Origin of the sequence: Collinsella aerofaciens (assembly GCF_039836695.1) — a bacterium.
Lineage (GTDB): Bacteria > Actinomycetota > Coriobacteriia > Coriobacteriales > Coriobacteriaceae > Collinsella > Collinsella aerofaciens_BD.
Window position 1 is genome coordinate 1 of the sequence record NZ_JBDPAC010000020.1, and the last position, 17,596, is coordinate 17,596.

Annotated in this window: 11 protein-coding genes; 7 read left to right on the plus strand and 4 right to left on the minus strand. The window is 57.7% G+C overall.

The features are described 5' to 3' along the window. Positions 1-247 precede the first annotated feature (247 nt). From coaE to uvrB, 3 genes are read left to right on the plus strand one after another with little or no spacing between them, the layout of a single operon-like run. Positions 248-889: a dephospho-CoA kinase gene (gene coaE / locus ABG996_RS08725; protein WP_347478631.1), complete on the plus strand. Its 642-nt coding sequence runs from the start codon at positions 248-250 to the stop codon at positions 887-889. Then, positions 882-1,463, plus strand: a complete 582-nt coding sequence (locus ABG996_RS08730) for a lytic transglycosylase domain-containing protein (protein WP_347478630.1) — start codon at positions 882-884, stop codon at positions 1,461-1,463. Before coaE ends, ABG996_RS08730 begins: the two co-directional genes overlap by 8 nt. Positions 1,464-1,514: 51 nt before the next feature. Beyond that, positions 1,515-3,755 (plus strand): excinuclease ABC subunit UvrB, encoded by a 2,241-nt coding sequence (gene uvrB / locus ABG996_RS08735; RefSeq protein ID WP_347478629.1) that lies wholly within the window; start codon positions 1,515-1,517, stop codon positions 3,753-3,755. A 65-nt stretch (positions 3,756-3,820) separates the two neighbouring features. Here uvrB and ABG996_RS08740 read toward each other — a convergent pair whose 3' ends face one another. The 4 genes from ABG996_RS08740 to ABG996_RS08755 form a co-directional block, all read right to left on the minus strand. Next, positions 3,821-5,461, minus strand: coding sequence for an NAD(P)/FAD-dependent oxidoreductase (locus ABG996_RS08740; RefSeq protein WP_347478628.1), 1,641 nt, complete (start codon positions 5,459-5,461; stop codon positions 3,821-3,823). An 80-nt stretch (positions 5,462-5,541) separates the two neighbouring features. Continuing rightward, positions 5,542-6,813, minus strand: a complete 1,272-nt coding sequence (locus ABG996_RS08745) for an NAD(P)/FAD-dependent oxidoreductase (protein WP_347478626.1) — start codon at positions 6,811-6,813, stop codon at positions 5,542-5,544. Then, complete coding sequence (locus tag ABG996_RS08750) at positions 6,814-7,644, minus strand: Mrp/NBP35 family ATP-binding protein (RefSeq protein ID WP_006236172.1); 831 nt, start codon at positions 7,642-7,644, stop codon at positions 6,814-6,816. Between the two features lie 145 nt (positions 7,645-7,789). Further along, entirely contained in the window at positions 7,790-9,943 is a 2,154-nt protein-coding gene (locus ABG996_RS08755; protein WP_347478624.1) for an LTA synthase family protein, read from the minus strand. A 193-nt stretch (positions 9,944-10,136) separates the two neighbouring features. On the opposite strand from ABG996_RS08755, the gene uvrA reads away from it, so the two are divergent. From uvrA to uvrC, 4 genes are all read left to right on the plus strand, one after another. Next, positions 10,137-13,016: an excinuclease ABC subunit UvrA gene (gene uvrA / locus ABG996_RS08760; RefSeq protein ID WP_195246824.1), complete on the plus strand. Its 2,880-nt coding sequence runs from the start codon at positions 10,137-10,139 to the stop codon at positions 13,014-13,016. A 132-nt stretch (positions 13,017-13,148) separates the two neighbouring features. Continuing rightward, entirely contained in the window at positions 13,149-13,649 is a 501-nt protein-coding gene (gene ybaK / locus ABG996_RS08765; protein WP_006236166.1) for a Cys-tRNA(Pro) deacylase, read from the plus strand. Between the two features lie 105 nt (positions 13,650-13,754). Continuing rightward, a complete protein-coding gene (gene murJ / locus ABG996_RS08770; RefSeq protein ID WP_347478622.1) occupies positions 13,755-15,335 on the plus strand; it encodes a murein biosynthesis integral membrane protein MurJ in 1,581 nt (526 codons plus the stop codon). A 6-nt stretch (positions 15,336-15,341) separates the two neighbouring features. Continuing rightward, positions 15,342-17,282 carry an excinuclease ABC subunit UvrC gene (uvrC, locus tag ABG996_RS08775; protein ID WP_347478620.1) on the plus strand — a complete coding sequence of 647 codons (1,941 nt, stop codon included), beginning with the start codon at positions 15,342-15,344 and terminating at the stop codon, positions 17,280-17,282. Positions 17,283-17,596 lie beyond the last annotated feature (314 nt).

The window sequence follows — 17,596 nt, forward strand, 5'->3', positions numbered from 1 at the left end:
CCATCGCGCCGAGAGTACTGCGGGGTCAGCCCGTGGGAGGCCAGGGCGCCGCTGACCGGTGGACGGCACCGAGCCGTCATCCGAGATGGAGAAGGGGGAGGCCTCGCGGCCTTCCCCTTTTTGCGTATATACACGTTGTACTTCGGGATTTAGCTTCCCCGTATGCGCTCTTACTGTTTGGCTGTATTTTGAGTCCTTCTAGTGTATTTGAGCGATAAGTACTCGCATTGGCGTTAGGGAGGGCTTGATGTTTACCGTATTTGTCTTGGGCAATATTGCTTCGGGTAAGTCGACTGCCTGCCGCTATTTCGAATCTCGTGGCGCTATGCTTATCGATCTGGATGAGCTTGCAAAATCTCTGTATGTGCCGGGCTCTGATATCGTCAATACTCTCGCGGATGAATTCGGTTGGGACATTTTGGATGAGGAGGGCGGCATTCGCCGCAGCATCCTCGCTTCTCGAGCTTTCGCTTCTCCTGATTCGGTCGCACGACTCAATGGCATCGTGCATCCCGTTCTGATTGAACAGCTTTCGCTTAGGATTCTCGATCCGGTTTGTTGTACGGTTTCATCTCCCCGTTACCCCTTTGCGGTGGTCGAGGTTTCTGCTCCGACTGGTTTTGAGGATGCATTTGGCTTGGCTGATGAAATTCTGGTCATTAGCGCCCCTTTGTCAGTTCGTCGCGAGCGCGCTATTCAACGTGGCATGGAGCCATCTGATTTCGATGCCCGTTCTGCTTGTCAGCCCGATGAGTCTGCGCTGTGCAATCTCGCTACAACGGTGATTGATAATGCCTCAGGCGATAATTCGCTCTTTGAGCAGCTTGACTCATGGCTTGCATGCCATGGGTTCGGGGATGTAGTGGATAAGGAGGAGGCTGATGCCTAAGACACGTTTCCTTACGTGGTATCGCCTTATACCGCTAGCTGCCGTTTTTGCCTTCGGCCTTATCTCATTCGTTTACTCGTATGCTCCTGCCGCTTTCTTTAAGCCGCTGTATCCGATTGACTACGAGGCGTATGTAAAGCAATCCAGTATTTCGCATAATCTGGATCCGTATCTGGTGTGCGCTGTCATTAAGTCTGAATCGAATTGGGATCCCGAGGCCGAGTCGAATCAGGATGCTCAGGGATTGATGCAGCTGATGCCCGAGACTGCCCAGGATATGATCGCCAAGGGCCTTGTCGACGGTGGCGAGTATTCGGCCGACAACCTTAACGATCCGGCTACGAATATCGAGTTTGGCTGTGCGTATCTCTCGTATCTTCTAGCGTATTTTAACGGGTCGACTGACAGTGCCATTGCCGCCTATAACGCCGGCATGGGCAATGTGGACGGATGGGCGCAGCAGAGTACGTCGCTTCATAATGCAATCACCTTTCCCGAGACGCAGGCGTATCTGATTCGTGTCAATAATGCCTGGGCTCGCTACAAGACCCTCTATCCCGATCGGTTCGTATAGGACTATGCCTGCCGCCTGCGTATACTGCAGATATATGAGTTAGGAGTATCCATGGCGGAATTTGAAGTAGAACGCGTTGGTGGTGAACTTAAGCGCTTTGGCGTTGAAGGCTCTGACGTGCCGTTTAAGGTCGTGTCTCCCTATGAGCCTGCCGGTTCCCAGCCTAAGGCCATTGAGTCGCTTGTGCAGGGCGTGAGGGACGGAGACCGCTATCAGGTTTTGCTGGGCGTGACTGGTTCGGGCAAGACCTTTACGATGGCAAAGACTATTGAGGCCCTGGGAAAGCCGACGCTGGTCATGGCTCCGAATAAAACGCTCGCCGCTCAGCTTGCGAGCGAGCTCAAAGAGTTCTTTCCCAATAACGCTGTGGTCTACTTCGTCTCGTATTACGACTACTATCAGCCCGAGGCGTATGTGCCGCAAAGCGATACATATATCGAGAAAGACTCCTCGATTAACGAAGAGGTCGAGATGCTGCGCCATCAGGCGACCGCGTCACTGCTCTCTCGACGCGATGTGATCGTTGTCGCATCGGTCTCGTGTATCTATGGCATTGGTTCTCCCGAGGACTATGCGGGTCTGGCTCCAAACGTCGACAAGAAGGTGCCGCTCGAGCGTGATGACTTTATCCATGCACTTATCGATATTCAATATGATCGCAATGACTATGACCTTGCACGCGGCACTTTCCGCGTGCGCGGCGATGTTGTCGACGTGTATCCGCCTTATGCCGAGCATCCGTTGCGGTTTGAGTTCTTTGGCGACGAGGTTGAGCTGATTGCCGAGATCGATGAGGTCACCGGTGAAATGCTGCGTGAGTACGAGGCCATCCCCGTATGGCCGGCATCGCACTACGTGACCGAGAAGCCGAAGGTCAAGGCGGCTCTGAAATCGATCAGCGAAGAGTGCGAGAAGCGCGTGGCGGAGCTCAAGGCGACCGACAAGTTGCTCGAGGCGCAGCGTCTGCAGCAGCGCACCGATTATGATCTTGAGATGCTCGAGACGATGGGCTTTTGCAACGGCATCGAGAACTACTCGCGTCATCTGGACGGTCGCAAGCCGGGTGAGCCGCCGTTTACCCTGATCGATTACTTTCCTAAGGACATGCTCTGCATCATCGATGAGAGCCATGTGACGGTGCCGCAGATTCGCGGCATGCACGAAGGTGACCGCTCGCGTAAGGTGACGCTGGTGGAACACGGTTTTCGCCTGCCCTCGGCGCTCGATAACCGCCCGCTTCGTTTCGATGAGTTTGAGGCAAGGATACCCCAGTTTATCTATGTTTCGGCCACGCCGGGCGATTACGAGCTGCGGGTTAGCCAGAACGACGTTGAGCAGATTATTCGTCCGACCGGTCTGCTCGATCCCAAGATCGATGTGCGTCCGGTTCGCGGTCAGATTGACGATCTTGAGGACGAGATTCGCGAGCGCGTTGCCCGCAAGGAGCGCGTGCTGGTGACCACGTTGACCAAGCGCATGGCCGAGGACCTGACCGACCATCTGCTTGATGCGGGCATTAAGGTCAATTACATGCATTCTGATACGGCGACAATGGACCGTGTCGAGATCCTGCGAACGCTGCGCGAGGGCAAGATCGATGTTCTCGTTGGCATCAACCTGCTTCGCGAGGGCTTGGATCTTCCCGAGGTCTCACTGGTGGCAATTCTCGATGCCGATAAGGAAGGCTTCTTGCGCAACCGCCGTTCGCTGATTCAGACGATTGGTCGTGCGGCCCGTAATGCCGACGGCGAAGTCATTATGTACGCGGACGTCGTGACCGATTCGATGAGAGAGGCAATCGACGAGACGCAGCGCCGACGCGAGATCCAGATGGCCTATAACGAAGAGCACGGCATTGTGCCCAAGACGGTTCGCAAGGCCATCAATGACATCTCGAGCTTCATTGCCGAGGCGGAGAAAACCGTTGGCTCCAAGGGGCGTTCGAAGGGCGATTCGTTGGGCCACGGCGCATTCTATACGCCCGATGAAAACGGCGAGGGCGCTGCGCCGGAGACGGTGTCGTCCGAGCAGACGCTTGCCGGGCAGCTCGAGGAACTGCCACATGATGAACTTGTGCGGATCGTCGAAACCATGGAAGAGGATATGCGCAACGCTTCTGCCGCCATGGACTTTGAGGAGGCGGCGCGCCTGCGCGATGCCGTCGTTCAGATTCGGGCGATGCTCGAGGGTGCGTCTGAGGACGAGACGATCGAGCGCTTACGTTCGCAGGCCCGCAAGGGTTCCACGTTCGCATCGGGCAGAAAACGCCAGGGTGCACGGTTTAAGAAATAGCGAACAGGCCCCGAGTTCCCTGTGGAGCTTGGGGCCTGTGTCTTTTGCGCGCTGGAATTCGTGCGTTAGAGGTCTGCGATCAGGGCTTCGGCACAACGGATGCCGTCGGTGGCCGCGCTCATGATGCCGCCGGCATATCCAGCTCCCTCACCACAAGGGTAGAGGCCCGGGGTCGACACGGCATGGCACGTTCGGTCTCGGGTGACAGTGACCGGTGAGCTTGAACGAGTCTCCACGCCGGTAAGAACGGCATCGGGGCGGTCGTAGCCTCGTAGCTTTTTTCCGAGTAGGGGAAGTCCCAGGCGGAGCGACTCGACGATATGCTGCGGCAGGGCTTCGTCAATTGTCGTCCAGGTCACACCGAGCGGATAGGTGGGCTTTACCTTTCCGGGCGCCTTGCTGACGCGTCCTGCGAGGAAATCTCCGACGAGTTGTGCTGGTGCGTTCCAGTTGGAACCGCCCAGGCGATAGGCGGCCGCCTCGCAGGCACGCTGGAGCTCGATGCCGGCGAGCGGGTCATCGTTGGGAAGGTCCTCAGGCGTGACGTTAACGAGCAAGGCGGCATTTGCGTTGCGTCCGTCGCGGGCATTGAGGCTGGCGCCGTTGACGCACAGGTGGCCCTGCTCGGAAGAGGCGGCGACAACCTGTCCGCCGGGGCACATGCAAAACGAGAACACGCTGCGGCCGTTGGGAAGATGGGCAACAAGTTTGTAAGGGGCCGCCCCGAGCGCTGGATGTCCCGCCGAGGCTCCATATTGGGCTCGGTCGATGTCGCGCTGCGGATGCTCGATGCGAACGCCCATGGCAAAGGTCTTTTGTGCGAGGGCCACGTTGTGGTCCTTAAGGAGCTCAAAAATATCGCGAGCAGAATGCCCGCAGGCGAGGATGAGGTGCTTTGTCTCGATTGGCTCGCAAGCGGCGTCTTGGGACGATTGGACATCAATACCGGTAATGGCGCCAGACGCGTCGATGTGAATGTCGACGAGCTTTGTTCGATAACGGACGACACCTCCGAGCTGCTCGATGCGCTGGGATATAGCGGTGACAACCGTGGGAAGGATGTCGGAGCCAATGTGCGGCTTGGCATCCCACAGAATATCGCGGGGCGCGCCCGCCTCGACGAAGGTTTCGAGGATAAGGCGATGGGCGGGATTTTTGGTTCCCGTATTGAGCTTGCCGTCCGAGAAGGTCCCCGCGCCGCCCAGGCCAAACTGGATATTGCTCTCGGGGTCGAGGATGCGCTCCTTTAGAAAGAGATCGATCGCATGCGAGCGGCGAAATGCTGGGTCGCCGCGCTCGATGAGCAAGGGCTTAAGACCCGCTTCGGCAAGGGTGAGCGCAGCGAAAAGGCCAGCGCATCCGGCGCCGACAACGACGGGGCGCTCTTTGGATGCGTCGGAGACGGGGGAGGGGAATGAAGACCCATCGTCTTCTATCGCGCGTACGCGCGAGCGGTCACGTTCGGAAACGCTGTCGACCGCTTCTCGCTCGAGGTGGGGACTGGTCAGCTCAACACGAAAGCTCAGGATAAAATGGACGTCTCGTTTTTTGCGAGCGTCGATTGACTTGCGGTGGAGCTCGATGGACTTGATCTCGGAGTCCTTGCAACGTAGGACGCGCTTGGCGACTCGCTTGCCAACAATGAGGCAGGCATTTTCATCGCCGGCTTCATCGAGCGAAGCGTTGACTTGGGTGATTTCGATCATCGAGGTCTCCTTAGAGGCAAGAAAGAGGCCGTCCGGTATCCCAGACGGCCCGAATGCGTTTTTGATTATAGACTGCGCGGCTACAGGCTGCTTGCAGCGCGAATGCCCGAGAGCCAGGCCCACGCAAGGTTAAAGCCTCCACAATCGGCGTCGATGTCGAGCGCTTCGCCGCAGACGTAAAGCGGGGCGTCGACAGCGCTGCTCGCGCGTAGACTGGGTGTTGAGATGCTCTCGACAGATACGCCACCACGCGTGACCTGCGCCGAGCGCTCCTCGGCTGTTCCCTCGACGAGCAACTTAAAGTGCTTGAGGATCGAGACCAGGTGGATGACATCGTTGGAGCCTGGATGGCACTGCTCGAACGCTGTGCAGACGACGCGGGAGAGTTGCGGGGCGAGCATGCCGTCGAGCCAACGGGGATCGCGGGGCGAAAAGCCGCCGAGCAGCTCAACGCGCCGGTTGAGCATATCGAGCAGCTCGTCTTTGGAGAGGTCGGGGAAAACGTCGAGCAGGATCGTATCGCCGTGCTGGATACGACGGGAGAGGTTGAAGACAGCGACGCCCGAGATACCGAAGGTTCGAAACAGGACTTCACCGTCTTCGTGCCAGAGCTCATTATGATTGCGGGCGAGCGTCAAGCGGGCGCGGACGCGCAGGCCATCCAACGTCTTGAGTGCCGCCCGATCGCCGACGACCGTTGCCGATACGGGGCAGAGGATGGGGCGCAGCGAAGTGAGGGGGAGGCGAAACGTATCGGCGATACCAGTGGGGTTACCACCCGTGGCGATAATTACGGCATGTGCCTGCAGGGCCTCGTTCTTGCGAGGGACATCGGCGAGCGCTTTCCGAAGCGAGCGGAGCTCCGATTTTCGGTCGTCGTGCTTTTTTGCCTTGAGTGCCCGCGCTGGACGGTCTATTTGGAGTGTCCAGCCTTCGGAAGCTTTGTGCGCCGAGGCAACGTTGGCTCCGCAGATTAAGGTGATACCTAGGCGGTCGCAAACGTTGAGAAGCGCGTCGCGCACCGATTCGGCGCGAAGGGAGCGCGGGTACAGTCGGCCTTCCTCGGAGGTTGTCATGATGCCCAGCGAGGAGAAGAAACCCATAAGCTTTTGTTCGGGTTGGGGGCCCATGACAGATTCGACGAATGTGGGGTGGTTATACCGCTGAGGATCAATCGATTCGTTGGAGAGGTTGCAGCGGCCGTTACCGGTCACAAGGAGCTTAAGGCCGCAGGCGACATCGCGCTCAACGATGCAGACGCTTTTGCCAGCACGTGCGGCCGTAATGGCGGCGGCGAGGCCTGAAGCCCCGCCGCCGATTACCAGGACGTCATAGAAGGCGCTCGTGTTCACTTAGGCCTCGTCGGTCTCGTGCGGGGTAATAGCCTCGACGGCAGAGACTGCTTTGGGCAACATGCCATCGGGCAGCGCGGTCTCAACCTCGCCCTTATCGCAGGCCTCGGCGAGTGCCGGATTAATGGGAAGCGTGCCCAAGATGTCGAGGTTATAGCGCTCTGCGACCTCGGGGAGCTTGCTCTTGCCAAAGACCTCGATCTTCTTGCCGCAGTCGGGGCACTCGATATAGCTCATGTTCTCGACAATGCCCAGAATGGGGACGTTCATCTTCTCGGCCATGTTGACCGCCTTGGCGACGATCATCGAGACCAGGTCCTGCGGGCTCGTGACGATGACGATGCCGTCGACGGGCAGCGACTGGAAGACGGTGAGCGCGACGTCGCCTGTTCCCGGAGGCATGTCGACCAGCAGGTAGTCGATGGGGCCCCACGAGGTCTCGCTCCAGAACTGCCTAATGGCGCCTGCGATGACCGGACCGCGCCAAAGGACGGGGTCGGTCTCGTTTTGGAGCAGCAGGTTGGAGCTCATGACCTTGACGCCGTGCTCGGAGATTTCGGGCAGCATAAGGTTGCCAAGGGCATGGACGTGGCGTCCGCTCATACCGAACATCTTGGGGATAGAGGGACCGGTGATGTCGGCATCGAGGACGCCGACCTTGTGGCCGTGACGGGCAAGCTCGGTGGCGATGGCACCGGTGACAAACGACTTGCCGACACCGCCCTTGCCGGAAAGCACGGCGATGACGCGTTTGACCTCGGACAGCGTGTTCTCCTCAAATTGCGACGGCGACGTTTGTCCGCCGGCGGCCTGTGCGTGCTCGCAACCCATGTATGACTCCTTTGTATATGTTGGGGCCGGGACCCCGTGATATGACACGAGCGTCATTGTACCCTCGTTTGCGAGCGGGAGTCATTTGCGATGCATTTGGGCCGAGCGTGCTTGCAATACGATGGGTCCAAGCGAATGGGCGGGCTTACTGAACTTTGCTGGCGAACTCGAGGTATTGCATGCGCTGCAGCTTGTCGATCGTCGAGGCGTATGGGCTGTCTTCAGATTCCAAGTCGTAGCGCAGCCCGTCGGCACCAAGGTAGCCGGCGACATTGATGGTGGGCACATCTGACCTTGTTGCAAGCAGAGCCTTTTGATAGTCGGTGAGCGGGGCGCCGATCTTATTAAGGGTAATGGCTGCAATCTCGTTTGCCCCAACGGTGTCGTAGACGTTGAGCTCGGTATTGCCGGCGATTTCATAGTTAGCCCAGACGAAATATGTCGACTGATAGATACGGAAAGCGTGGCTTGCCGTATCTTCCTGAGGGTACAGCTCGTCGTTGAGAGTCGTTGCGGCGCTCGGCTGATGGTCGCCAAAAAAGACAAGGACAACCGGTCTGCCGATATTGCGGAGCTCGTTGATAAAGTACTCGAGGTCCCGGTCGGATGCGTTGATGCAGGTAAGATAGGTGTTGAGCGCGCTATTGGCGCCCTCGCTGGCTCCCTCGACCCAATAGTTTGTCAGCTCCTCGGCGGGAACGGTGCCATAGTCGTAGCCGCCGTGATTTTGCATCGTGACGTCAAAGATGAACTGCGGGGCTTCGTCGGTTCTAAGCAGGTCGAGTATCTTGTCGTAGGTGGCGTAGTCGCATACGCCGGCATGGTAACAGGGCGCACCTTCGAAATCGCCGATTGAAAGAAAGTCTCCAAAGCCCAGCTGCTGATAGATTTTATCTCGATGGTAGTTGACGGGGTTTTGCGGGTGCATAGCGGTAGCGGTATACCCAAGCTCCTTAAGGTCCTTTGCCAGGCTGTTGACGCCATTCATCTGATACAGCTGATAGGGGATTTTGCCTAATCCGACAAAGGCCGTTGTCGCTCCGGTCAAAAATTCGAATTCGGAGTTCGCCGTTCCGCCACCGGCGACCGAAGCGAGCATGGTGCCGCGAACAAGTGTGTCGGGAAGCGAGTTGTAGAATGCGGGGCCGGTGTACCCGGCCGCCTGGAGTTGCTCAAAGCACGAAAGATCGCTAAAACTCTCGTTCATGACGGCAACAATCGTCGGCTTGATTTCATTGAACTGGGCAACGGCCGCCGCGCGCTGCTCGCTCGAGCCATACGCGCTGTCGTAGGTGGCGGCGAGCTCCTGCTCGATGCTCTGCGCCTCATCGGGCGTATAGTCTTCGGGCTTCTCAATGGGCAACTCGTTGACCATTTCGGTGAACGAAGTGATAAAACCCTGAGATGCATACGTGGTGATGGGCTGCCAACGGTCAAATCCAAAATTCAGCGCCTGCTCCAAGTCGATGCTGGAAAAGCCCGAGAGCCCCACAACGGTCACTAGCAGAAAAGCGCAGAGGTTAGCGGCGATTGCGGGGAAGACATGGGTGGGCGTACGGAGCTTTCTCGGTCGGATAAGCGAAAGAAGCCCTAGGGAAATCTCCAGCAGGGCTAGAGAGGTTACGATTCCGGCGGTAAAGGTAAACTCGTATCCCTTGCTCACCTCCATTGCGGTGCCAAGGGCCAAGATATCGCTTGGCAGGATGGCTTCGCCTTTAAACGTAATGACGAAGTGCTCGGCAATGCCAAGGATGCAACAGACGACGGGCACGAGGACCATGACGCCTCCATGACGCTGTCCCAGCAAATAAAGGGAGAGTAGAACCGTCGCGAGCAGCCCGACGGAAAACCCGAATGAGTTGGCGGGAATGCGATAGAACGTTTCGTTACAGGCAATTTCGAGTGAAACGAACGAGAGCGCTGAAACAGCGGCGATGACAAGGATGTCACGGCAAATACAGGCAACCGCTCCCGTCGCAAGATCGGTTTGGTCGATAAGTCCCGAAACCAAGGGCTCGACAAGAAGTATGACGGCGGTAGCACCGAGCGCCGAATAAGAAAGGGCCCATAGGGAATTGTCCTCATTTACGAGCAATTGATTCGTAATCCATGCAGCTACCATGCCGAGCGGGATGAGGAGCGTCGCGCACCAAAAGACGCGGGCAATGGGCGGCTTTTCATTGTGTTTGATTGAAAAATATACGCGCACCACGACGATGGCCACGATAAGGACGGCGATGAATATGGGCAGATTGGCCATGTCGCTCGAAGTGATTTCAAGGGGGATATCTTCGGTCATGGACGTTCCTCTGTTACGGCAAATTAAGTTCAGTATTAGATTACTGTAACCTTTCCACGGCATTTCGAGAAACAAGGCGCCCGATACGCAAAGCTAAAGGTCTGCGAATCTTGTATTACGAACATCTGTGCGCGTCGAGTGCGCTAAACTCATCGACAGTATGATTCGATGCAATAGGAGGCAAGGAGCTTCCATGTCTGATTCTTCTATCGTTATTCGCGGCGCTCGTGAGCACAACCTCCGTGATATCGATGTTTCCATTCCGCGTGACCAACTCGTGGTCATTACCGGTCTTTCTGGCTCGGGCAAGAGTTCGCTTGCATTTGACACTATCTATGCCGAGGGCCAGCGTCGATACGTCGAGAGTCTTTCGAGCTATGCGCGCCAGTTCTTGGGCCAGATGGACAAACCCGACTTGGATTCAATCGACGGCCTTTCGCCGGCGGTGTCGATCGACCAAAAGACGACGTCTAAAAACCCTCGCTCAACGGTTGGCACCGTAACCGAGATTTATGACTATCTGCGCCTGCTGTTCGCCCGTGTGGGCACCCCGCACTGTCCCGAATGTGGCCGCGTCATTGAGCGCCAGACGACCGATCAGGTTGCCGACAAGGTCTTGGCGGCGGGGGAGGGCCGCCGCGCGTTTGTGCTGGCACCGGTGGTGCGCGGGCGAAAAGGCGAGTACACCAAACTGTTTGAGGACCTTCGCGCCGAGGGCTTTAGCCGCGTGCGCGTTGACGGCGAAGTGCGCTCGCTCGACGATCCGATCGATCTGGACAAGAAGTTCAAGCACGATATCGAGGTCGTGGTCGATCGCATCGTGATCCGTGAGAACTCGCTGGGCCGTATTGCCGAGTCCGTTGAACAGGCGACTGCGCTGGCGCACGGCAATGTGAACGTATACTTGCTGCCCGACCGCGACGCTCCCGAGGGGACCGAAGGCGAGTTGCTGGAGTATTCGCTGGCGTTAGCGTGCCCGGAGCATGGACACTCCATCGATGACCTGCAGCCGCGTGATTTCTCGTTCAACGCGCCCTATGGCGCGTGCCCCGAGTGCGATGGCCTGGGCTTTAAGAAGACGGTCGATGCCGAGGCCCTAATCGAAGACCCCTCGAAGTCGATCGCCGACGGGGTCTTTGGCAGCCTGTTTGGCAACTCTAACTACTATCCGCAGATTTTCGCTGCGGTCTGTAAACACTTCAAGGTGAGCGTCGATACGCCGTGGGAGGATCTGCCTCCGCGGGTGCGTCGCGCGTTTTTAGACGGCATGGGCGACCAGAAGATTTCGGTCGACTATCAAAAGCTCGATGGACGCCGCAGCCAGTGGGACACCAAGTTCTCGGGCGTGCGCAATATCCTGTACGAGCGCTATACCGAGACGACGAATGAGAACACCAAGGCGCGCTTGGAGAAGTACATCCGCGAGGAGCCGTGCTCGAGTTGCCACGGCGCTCGTTTGCGCCCTGAGATGCTCGCCGTCACCGTGGGCGGCAAGTCCATTTACGAAGTTTGTTGCCTGTCGTGCCGTGAATCGCTCGAGTTTTTTGAGGGCCTGGAACTCACCGAGCGCCAACAGTTTATCGGCGGCCGTATCGTCAAGGAAATTCTGGAGCGCCTGCGTTTTCTGGTCGATGTTGGACTCGACTATCTGACACTCGATCGCGCCTCGGCGACGCTTTCCGGTGGCGAGGCACAGCGTATTCGCTTGGCAACGCAGATCGGCGCGGGTCTCATGGGCGTGCTCTATATTCTGGACGAGCCCTCGATCGGTCTTCATCAGCGTGACAACGAGCGCCTGATCAAGACGCTCGAGCGCCTGCGCGATATCGGCAATACCGTTATCGTCGTCGAACACGACGAGGATACAATCCGTGCCGCCGACTACGTGATCGACATGGGGCCCGGCGCCGGTGTCAACGGCGGGCACGTAGTCGCGGCGGGAACGCCTGCCGATATCATGGCGTGTCCTGAGTCGATGACGGGCGCTTATCTGACCGGCAAACGAATGATCCGGGTGCCTGATGAACGGCGCAAGCCCGGTCGCGGCTGCCTTAAAATTACGGGCGCTCGAGCCAACAACCTCAAAAACGTTACCGCCAAGATCGAGTTTGGTACGCTTACGGTTGTTACCGGCGTGTCGGGATCGGGCAAGAGCTCCCTGGTTACCGACACCATTGCGCCTGCCCTTACGAATGCCATTCACCGCTCGACGCGCCCCGTGGGTCCGTATAAGAAAATCGAGGGCATCGAGTGCATCGATAAGGTTATCGATATCGACCAGTCGCCGATTGGCCGCACGCCGCGTTCCAACCCTGCTACCTATATCGGCCTGTGGGATGATCTTCGCGCGCTGTTTGCGAGTACGCCGGAGTCGAAGGCGCGCGGCTACTCGCCGGGTCGTTTCTCCTTTAATGTGAGTGGCGGGCGCTGTGAGGCGTGCAAGGGCGACGGGCAGATCAAGATCGAGATGCACTTCCTTCCCGATATCTACGTTCCCTGCGAAGTTTGCGGCGGTAAACGCTACAACCGCGAGACACTCGAGGTCACCTACCGTGGCAAGACCATCTCGGACGTGCTCGACATGAGCGTCACCGAGGCGCTGGCCTTCTTTGGGAATATCCCGCAGATTAAGCGCAAGCTCCAGACGCTGTACGATGTAGGCTTAGGCTACGTGAGCCTGGGCCAGCCCGCCACGACGCTCTCGGGCGGCGAGGCGCAGCGTGTGAAGCTCGCCAAGGAGCTTCATCGACGCCAGACGGGCAAGACGTTCTATATTTTGGACGAGCCGACGACCGGTCTTCATTTTGAGGACGTCCGCCAGCTGCTCGATGTGCTGCAGCGCTTGGTCGATGCGGGCAACACGGTGCTGGTGATTGAGCACAACCTTGATGTCATCAAGGTTGCCGACCGCCTGATCGATATGGGTCCCGAGGGCGGTAACGGCGGCGGAACCGTCGTGGTTTCGGGCACACCGGAGCAGGTTGCGGACTGTCCGCAGAGTTATACGGGCAAGTTTTTGGCGCCGTTGCTCAGGCGTGACCGGGAGCGTCAGGCTCAACTTGATGCTCAATAAATAGGCGATTCAGTTTATGGGCGCCATCGACTCCTTGTGATTCGATGGCGCTTGCTGTGCCGAAGTGACGTATGCAGCCGAATTGGACATATACTTAATCCTTGCGTCCGAATGCGAGGGAAAGGATATGTCATGGCAAAGGCTGTAAAGACGCCAAAAACCAATGCGATGCGCGAGCTGGAAAGTGCCGGCATTTCCTATGTTCTACATACGTACGAAGACGATGGTGATGAGTCGGTGGGCCTGGGGGTCGCGATTTCGGAGCAGCTTGGCGAGGAGCCCGGTCAAGGATTTAAGACTTTGGTCTGCGTGACGCCGTCCAACGACTATGTCGTGTGCTGCATCCCTGTTGCCGACGAGCTCGATCTAAAGTCCGCCGCGCGTGCCGCGGGGGAGAAGTCCTTGGCCATGATGCATGTGAAGGATTTGCTTGCGGCGACTGGCTACGTTCGCGGCGGCTGCAGCCCGGTCGGTATGAAAAAACGCTACCGGACGCTCATTGATGAGACGTGTGTCCTTTGGGATACCATTTTTATTTCGGGAGGCAAGCGTGGTTATCAGCTCGAGCTTGCACCCGATGATTTAATTGCATTTTGCGGGGCGACGGTTGCCGCGATTACGAGAGAGGACTGAGCGATGCCGCAGGAAGAATTGAAGCGCGGAGCTCATTTTGCAAAAGAATCTGCGCCTCAGACACCCTCATCCGAAGCTTCTTCGTCGCGAGATGACACTGACGACATGGGCTCGTCGGACTACTCCACGGTTGGTCGTTCCGCCGGGCTTATGACCATCCTGACTATCGTGTCTCGCGTCACCGGTTTTATCCGCACGTGGGCAATGGCGGCCGCTATCGGCATGTCGCTACTCTCGTCCTCCTATCAGGTCGCCAACAACCTGCCCAATATGCTCTACGAACTCGTGATGGGTGGCATGCTCGTGACGGCGTTTTTGCCCGTGTACATGGGCGTGAGGCGTGAGCAGGGTCGCGAGGCCTCGAACGAGTACGTGGGCAACCTGCTCGGCATTCTGCTTTTGGTGCTGGGTGGCATTTCGTTGCTGGGGACCGTGTTCGCCCCGGGCTTTATCTGGACGCAATCGTTCCTTTCGGGTGACGGCGGCAGCATGGATACCGCTGCGTTCATGTTCCGTTTCTTTGCCATCCAGATTCTGTTTTATGGTTTGGGCTCGGTGTTCTCGGGCGTTCTCAACGCACACCGCGACTACTTCTGGTCGACGTTTGCCCCGGTCCTCAACAATGTGATCGTCATTACGAGCTTTATGGGTTTTGCGCCCGTGTCCGCACAGTTTGGCGAACGTGCCGGCATCATCTTGATTGCGGCCGGTACGACCCTCGGTGTCTTTGTTCAGATGGCATGTCAGATCCCCGCGCTTGGCAAGCACGGCGTGCATCCCCATATCCATATCGACTTTAAGGACCCCGCACTGCGCCAGACGATTGCGCTCGGTATCCCGACGCTGCTCGCCACGGTGTGCATGTTTGTCTCGACTTCTATCACCAACGCTGCCGCGCTGGTGGTCCAGCCCGAGACTGGTCCTTCCGTCATCGCCTATGCGCGCCTGTGGTACACGCTGCCCTACGCGCTGATTGCCGCCTCGCTTTCGACGGCGCTCTATACCGAGCTCTCTCACGATGCACAGGAGAAGGATTACGACAGCGTTCGCACGGGCATTTCGCGTGGCGTCGCCCAGATGCTGTTCTTCCTGATTCCGTTCGCGCTGTACCTGATTGTCTTCGCACGTCCGCTCAACATGATCTACTGTGCTGGCAAGTTCGATGAATCCGGCGTGACGCTGGTGTCCGAGTACCTTGTCTACCTGGCGCTCTCGCTGCCGCTCTACGGCGTGGTCGTGTTGATGCAGAAGAGCTTCTCTGCCTTGCTCGACATGAAGCCCTATAGCCGCTATTGCCTGTATTCCGCCATCGGCCAGGCCGGCTCGGTTCTGCTGTTTGGCGTTGTGCTGGGCTTCGGTATGCCGGCAATCGCGCTTTCGTATGTCGTCGACTACGTGATCTTGGTCGGTTGTTCACTGTGGTGGCTGCGTCGTCGTCTGCGTGGCCTTCAGGTCAAATCTATCCTGCATGGCGGTTTCTTTGGCCTTTTGCTCGGCGGCCTGGGTGCTGCCGCAGGCGCCGGCGTCATGTGGGCGCTTGAACACTTTGTCGGGGCACTTGGCGGCTCGATTCTGATTACTCTTGGCTACGTTTGCGTTGCGGGTGTCGTCTCGCTTGCTGTTACCTTTGGCCTTGCCGTTGTCCTTAAGATGCCCGAGGTCTCGGCGCTGCTTCGTCGCAAGTAGGTGCGTGTGGCCGGTCACGACAACATTCCAACACTCGCCGAGCAGGTTTCGCGCGTTCCCACGCAGCCCGGATGCTACCTTTGGAAAGATGCCAAGGGCGATGTCATCTACGTTGGCAAGGCGAAAAACCTGCGCGCCCGCATGCGTCAATACGTGACACTGCAGGATGAGCGTCAAAAGATTCCGCTGATGATGCAGCTGGTGGCGAGCTTTGACTATATCGTGGTGGAGACCGAGCACGAGGCGTTGGTGCTCGAACGCAATTTGATTGGTCAGTACCATCCGTACTTTAACGTCGACCTCAAGGATGACAAGAGCTACCCCTTTATCGCCATTACAAAGGGCGACCTGTATCCCGCTATCAAATACACACGTGAGCGTCATAAGCCGGGAACGCGCTATTTTGGACCCTATACCGATAGCCGTGCGGCACGTGAGACGATAGATACGCTGCGCAAGGTTATCCCCATCTGCCCTGCATCCTGTGCGGAGTGGCGTCGTTGTCGCCGTATCATCGAGTCCCACAAGGGCGAGGAAGACATCGTCAATATGATTTGCGCACAAAACGGGCGTCCCTGCTTCGACTACCATGTCGGGCGCGGCCCGGGTGCGTGTGTCGGCGCGATTTCCCCGGCAGACTATGCCAAGAACGTCAAGCGTGTCGAGCGCTTTTTGTCGGGCCATCGCAAGGATGTCGTCGACGAGCTGACTTCCGAGATGGCGGATGCCGCCGAGGCACTCGATTTTGAGCGCGCGGCACGCGTCAAGCGTCGTTTGGAGGTCATTAGGGGTCTGGACGACCGTCAGCAAGTCGTTTTTCCCTCCAGTGTCGATATCGATGTCATCGGTTTCTATCGCGAGGAGACCATCTCTGCCGCTTGCGTCTTTGTCGTGCGTGAGGGCCGAACAGTTCGCACCTGCGAGTTCATTCTCGACAAGGGTCTTGATGTTGACGAGGAAGAGCTCCAGTCGGGCTTTCTTAAGCGCTATTACGACGAGACGGCTGATATTCCAGCTGAGATAAACCTCTCTGTCGAGCTTGAGGATGCGGAGGCGCTGGGGGAGTGGCTTGCAGGCAAGCGCGAGCGTTCCTGCCATCTCCATAGGCCGCAGCGTGGCGAAAAGCACCGTTTGCTCGATATGGCATCCAAAAATGCGCGCCATGCCCTCATGCGCTACATGATGCGAACGGGGTACGCTGACGACCGCACCAATCAGGCGCTCCTAGAGCTCGAAAGCGCGCTGGCGCTGCCGGCGCCGCCGATGCGTATCGAGTGCTTCGATATCTCGACGCTGCACGGAACCTTTACCGTCGCCTCGATGGTGGTGTTTACCAACGGACGCGCCGACAAGAGCCAGTACCGTCGTTTTAAAATTCAGGCCGAATTGGACGAGGCAAACGACTTCGTGTCGATGTCCGAGGTTTTGGGACGACGCTATGCTCCCGAGCGCATGGCCGACGAGCGCTTTGGATCGCGCCCCGATTTGCTCGTTGTCGATGGCGGTAAGCCGCAATTGACCGCTGCGATCAGGCAACTTGAAGCTCTTGGGCTCGATATACCAGTTTGTGGCTTGGCAAAGGCCGATGAGGAGGTTTTCGTGCCTTGGGACGAGACTCCCGTCGTGCTTCCAACCGGGTCCGCGTCGCTCTATCTAATTAAACAGGTGCGCGATGAATCGCACCGTTTTGCCATCACGTTCCATCGCGAATTGCGCGATAAAGCCATGACGGTTTCGGTACTCGATGACGTTCCAGGCGTGGGACCCACCAGAAAACGTGCCCTTATGCGCCATTTTGGCTCGATGAAGCGTTTGCGCGCGGCGAGCGAGCAAGAGATCGCGGAAGTTCGCGGCATACCTGCCGATGTTGCCAAGGCGGTCCACGAGGCACTCGTTGCATGGAATGCCGAGCGCGCCGAGGCGGCGGCTGGCCATTCCGATAGCTAAACACGAGCCTAAGCTACTGATATACATGATTGCGTGATTTTCAACCATTTATTTCGCCATGATTGCATGCTGGTTTCGGGTTTTATTAACGCTAAAACGTTTGACTAGTCATGGTGAACAACCCTGCTATCCTGCGGGTTGACGAAGACTGATATCTCACCTCGTCGATACATACTGTCTGGCGAATCATTTGTCAATGAATTCGGTGAACGGTAGTAAATACCGTTCAAGCGTATGTATGTATCGGTCGCCGAGCGCGGCACCTCAGTTGGGTTCGTCGGTAGGTAAGGTATATATCGTCCGCAAGTTGCGCG

Excerpts from the sequence above, each read along its gene's own strand:
- ABG996_RS08730 (WP_347478630.1), top strand. The coding sequence starts at position 882 with ATGCCTAAGACACGTTTCCTTACGTGGTATCGCCTTATACCGCTAGCT.
- uvrB (WP_347478629.1), top strand. The coding sequence starts at position 1,515 with ATGGCGGAATTTGAAGTAGAACGCGTTGGTGGTGAACTTAAGCGCTTT.
- ABG996_RS08750 (WP_006236172.1), bottom strand. The coding sequence starts at position 7,644 with ATGGGTTGCGAGCACGCACAGGCCGCCGGCGGACAAACGTCGCCGTCG.
- murJ (WP_347478622.1), top strand. The coding sequence starts at position 13,755 with ATGGGCTCGTCGGACTACTCCACGGTTGGTCGTTCCGCCGGGCTTATG.
- ybaK (WP_006236166.1), top strand. The coding sequence starts at position 13,149 with ATGGCAAAGGCTGTAAAGACGCCAAAAACCAATGCGATGCGCGAGCTG.
- ABG996_RS08755 (WP_347478624.1), bottom strand. The coding sequence starts at position 9,943 with ATGACCGAAGATATCCCCCTTGAAATCACTTCGAGCGACATGGCCAAT.
- coaE (WP_347478631.1), top strand. The coding sequence starts at position 248 with ATGTTTACCGTATTTGTCTTGGGCAATATTGCTTCGGGTAAGTCGACT.
- ABG996_RS08740 (WP_347478628.1), bottom strand. The coding sequence starts at position 5,461 with ATGATCGAAATCACCCAAGTCAACGCTTCGCTCGATGAAGCCGGCGAT.
- uvrA (WP_195246824.1), top strand. The coding sequence starts at position 10,137 with ATGTCTGATTCTTCTATCGTTATTCGCGGCGCTCGTGAGCACAACCTC.